This is a genomic window from Kitasatospora sp. NPDC057542 (assembly GCF_042801945.1).
Lineage (GTDB): Bacteria > Actinomycetota > Actinomycetes > Streptomycetales > Streptomycetaceae > Kitasatospora.
The window spans coordinates 1-3788 of record NZ_JBHVFE010000655.1; the positions used below are offsets into that span (position 1 = coordinate 1).

At 71.8% G+C, this 3788-nt stretch carries 3 protein-coding genes and 1 pseudogene; 2 read left to right on the plus strand and 2 right to left on the minus strand.

Annotation, left to right across the window (positions count from 1 at the left end):
• Positions 1-105: 105 nt before the first annotated feature.
• Positions 106-1602, minus strand: coding sequence for a hypothetical protein (locus tag ACFU7Y_RS41550; protein ID WP_380771599.1), 1497 nt, complete (start codon positions 1600-1602; stop codon positions 106-108).
• 199 nt (positions 1603-1801) lie between these two features.
• Positions 1802-2572, minus strand: coding sequence for a 1-acyl-sn-glycerol-3-phosphate acyltransferase (locus ACFU7Y_RS41555; RefSeq protein WP_224284755.1), 771 nt, complete (start codon positions 2570-2572; stop codon positions 1802-1804).
• A 500-nt stretch (positions 2573-3072) separates the two neighbouring features.
• On the opposite strand from ACFU7Y_RS41555, the gene ACFU7Y_RS41560 reads away from it, so the two are divergent.
• Together ACFU7Y_RS41560 and ACFU7Y_RS41565 are read left to right on the plus strand one after the other, a co-directional pair.
• Positions 3073-3405, plus strand: a complete 333-nt coding sequence (locus tag ACFU7Y_RS41560; protein ID WP_224284756.1) for a thioredoxin family protein — start codon at positions 3073-3075, stop codon at positions 3403-3405.
• 252 nt (positions 3406-3657) lie between these two features.
• Positions 3658-3788: pseudogene (locus tag ACFU7Y_RS41565) on the plus strand (electron transfer flavoprotein subunit beta); the annotation flags it as partial.

The window sequence follows — 3788 nt, forward strand, 5'->3', positions numbered from 1 at the left end:
AGGGGGGACCCTGTGGGAGAGTAGGACGCCGCCGAACAATTCTTCAGAAAGAACCCCCATCCGGGACCCGGATGGGGGTTCTTCGCATTTCCGGAGCTGAACGATCTATTCGTCGGACTCGGCGTCGGATTCGGCTTCGGATTCCGTCCCAGGCTGCGGCTGGTCGGTGGAGGCCTGTCCCTGGGCCGCGGCCGGCTGCTGGGTATCAGTCGGCGGCGTTTGGGGAGCCTGGGGTGCCTGATCCGATGGCTGATCCGATGGCTGGTCCGGTGCCTGGTCCGGTGCCTGGTCCGGTGCCTGGTCCGGTGCCTGGTCCGGTGCCTGGTCCGGTGCCTGGTCCGGTGCCTGGTCCGATGGCTGGTCCGGTGCCTGAGCCGGTGGCTGCTCCGACGCCTGACCCGGTGCCTGATCCGGATCGGTGGGAGCGGCCGTGGCCTCCGCCGTCCCCCAGGCCGGTCGGCTGAGCCACCTGTCCGCGCTGTTGGTGAGACGGGCGACGCCCGTACCGTCGGACCGCATGCTGTAGAGGTCGGTGCCCGCGCCCGCGGGGGCCTGGGCGAAGACGATGGAGTTGCCGTCGGGCGCGTAGGCGGCTGTGCCGTAGAAGGTGTTCGAGGGCGCGGGGGTGAGGGCTCCCATGGCGCTGCCGTCGGGGTGGATGGTGTAGATGCCGCCGCCGGGGGCGTTGTCGGGGCCGGCCGGGTAGGTGGTGAAGAGGATCCGGGTGCCGTCGGGGGACCAGTCCGCACGGTCGCCGGCGCGCAGTTCCCAGGGGGTGAGCTGCCGCAGCCCGGTGCCGTCCGCGCTCACGACGTAGATGGCGCGGCTGTTGGCGGGCTGCCCGGTGGCGCTGGTGCGGTACTCGAAGGTGAGCTGCTTGCCGTCGGGGGACCAGCTGGGGTTGCTGACTGCTCCGGAGTAAGGCTTGTCGTTGGTGAGGAAGGTGAGCCGCTGGACGTCGGTGCCCTCGGGGCTCATCAGATAGAGGTCCGAGTACTGGACCTGGTGGCTGCCGGACGAGTCCAGGGCGCCCCAGGAGCGGCTGAAGGCGACCTGCTTGCCGTCCGGGGAGAAGGCGGGGGCGCGTTCGTCCTCGTTGGTGCAGTCGGCGGTGCCGCCGTCGCACAGCTGGCTGACCTGGTGCTCGGGGCCACCGGCGGTGGGGACGGTCCAGAGTCGGGCGGTGCCGTTCTGAGGGTCGGTGCGGTCGAAGGCGATGGTGGTGCCGTCGGGTGACCAGTCCGGGCGGTCGTCGAGTGCGCGGGCCGGCGGCTGGGTGACCTGGCGCTGGCCGCTGCCGTCGGGGGAGAGGGTGACGATCGCGCTGCTGGTGCGGGAGGCGTCGGTGTAGGCGCGGCTGACGATCAGCCCGTTGTGCACGGCGGCCGCGGGCGATCCGACGGCAGCGTCGACCAGGTCGGGTGTCGCCGCGGGGGTGGCGGTAGGGGTCTCCGGCCGGATCTCCGAGAGTGGGATCTCCCCGGGTTGGGCCCCGCAGCCGGTGAGCAGGGTGCCCAGAAGCAGAAGGCCCGCACCGGCGCTCGCGCGAGTGCGGGCTCTGCCCGTGGCTGACTGTCGTGTGCCGGTGGTGATCCTTGCCATCTCCGCCTCCGAGCCTTTCGACCGTTCCGACGTGTGCCCCCGCCGCGGATTCAGGACGAAGGCCCCTGAAAGGAGCTGTCACTGTGTCAGACGGGGAGCTTCGGCGGCCGGGCGACACGCGACGGACCGCGTTCGGTCGGTCGCACGGAGTAGACGCGGGCTGGAGGCGGAAATGGGAGGACGGAGGCGGAGAGGGGGATCAGCCCCGGGCGGCGCGGCGCTCGGCCTTCGCGAGGGCTTCCGCCTCGTCCTCGGCCTCGGCGACCTCCAGGGTGGGCGCGGTGCCGCCGAGGTGGGCGGGCAGCCACCAGGCGTCGTCCGGGCCGGAGGGCTTGCCGGGGTACTCGCGCTGGGCCTGGTCGAGCATCTCGCTCATGGCGGCGCGCAGCCGTCGGGTGACCATCACCGGCTTGTCGTTCGGCCCGAGGTGAATCGGTTCGCCGATCATGATGGTGACCGGGACGTGCCGCTTGGTGAGGGTCTTCGGGCGGCCCTTGGTCCAGAGCTGCTGGGTGCCCCAGAGCACGACGGGCAGCAGCGGGGCGCCCGAGTCGGCGGCCATCCGGGCGGCGCCGGTCTTGAACTTCTTCAGCATGAAGGAGCGGCTGATGGTGGCCTCGGGGAACACCCCGACCACCTCGCCGGCCTTGAGGGCGCGCACGGCGGCCTCGTACGCGGGCTGGCCGTCGGTGCGGTCCACCGGGATGTGCTTCATGCCGCGCATCAGCGGGCCGGAGATCCGGTGCTTGAAGACGTCGTCCTTGGCCATGAAGCGGGTCTTGCGCTTGCCGCCGCGGTACGCGCCGAGGCCCGCGAAGAGGAAGTCGAGGTAGCTGATGTGGTTGCTGACCAGTACCGCTCCCCCCCTGGCGGGGATGTGTTCGGCGCCCACGATCTTGATCCGCGCGTCGAGAGCGCGGAAGGCGGTGAGTGCGGCGCCGATCACCGGCGGGTACACGAACTCTGCCACGGTCAGTCCTGACTTCCACGGGCCGGAGCCCGGTTCGGCGGGTACCCGCTCCGTTGTGCGGGCGGTGCCGACCGGAGCACGGCACTCCGCGGCGGTCACGGGTGATTCACGGAGATGATCCCCCGAACGAGTGCCTGCTGTCACCTGAGCCGTGCGGTCAGGCGACTATTGGCGGTGTGATCTCCGTGATGAATTCCCACGGGAACTTTTCCGTTGCCCGGTGTCGTCGGTATCAGGCGCCGACGGTGAGGCGGCCCTGGGCGCGCAGTCGGACGTACGGAGCCAGGCGCAGACCGCCGAACGCACCGAGGGCGAAGACGAGTGTCTGGGCGGCAAGGAGCGCGCAGTTGCCGGTGCGCAGGCCGACCCCGGCGGTCGACCGTGTTTCGGGCGCCGCGGGCGCTGCCGCAGACTGGAGGGACGAGCGGGCCGGCGGCCCGCGTTGTCGTGCTTCGACGGCGGCCGGGCCCGGTCCGCTGCGGGCCGGGGGTGACGGGAGGCTGGGAGTGAGCGCCGAGGACGGGGCGGAACGGCTGTCGGAGGCCGAGTTGGGCGGGCCGCTCGGCGCGCGGGCGACGCTGGTGCAGTTCTCGACGGCCTTCTGCCAGCCCTGCCGCGCCACCCGGCGGGTGCTCTCCGAGGTGGCCGGGATGGTCGACGGGGTCGAGCACGTCGAGGTGGACGCAGAGGAGCGGCTGGAGCTGGTCCGCCGGCTGGAGGTCCGGCGGACGCCGACCGTCCTGGTGCTGGACGGGGAGGGCCGGGTGGTGCGGCGGGCGGCGGGGCAGCCGCGCAGAGTGGACGTGATCGCGGCGCTCGGTCGCGTGGTGTGAGCAATCCGGCCGCACGAGTTCCGCCCCCTCGGGTGGAGTCGGCCTCGGGCTGGGGCAGGATGGGCGCAGGCGGCGGAGCAGCCGCACGGCATAAGCTACTGGCCAGTAGTGACCGCTGCGCTACCGGCGAGTATGCTGCCAGGAAGTTCCGGACCGGCACGGGAATTCGCTGCCCGGAGCGGGTGCGTGCCGTGTTCGCGCCCGCTTGCACCGCCGCAGCCGCCGGACGAGACCAGTACAGGAGACAAGGCCGTGAGCTTGAGGATCGTTGTCTGTGTGAAGCACGTCCCGGACGCGACGGGTGACCGTCGTTTCGCGGACGACCACACCACCGACCGGGAGGGCGTGGACGGCCTCCTGTCGGAGCTGGACGAGTACGGCGT

What these genes read in the sequence shown, in the direction of transcription:
- ACFU7Y_RS41550 (WP_380771599.1), bottom strand. Translation starts at nt 1,602, where the DNA reads ATGGCAAGGATCACCACCGGCACACGACAGTCAGCCACGGGCAGAGCC.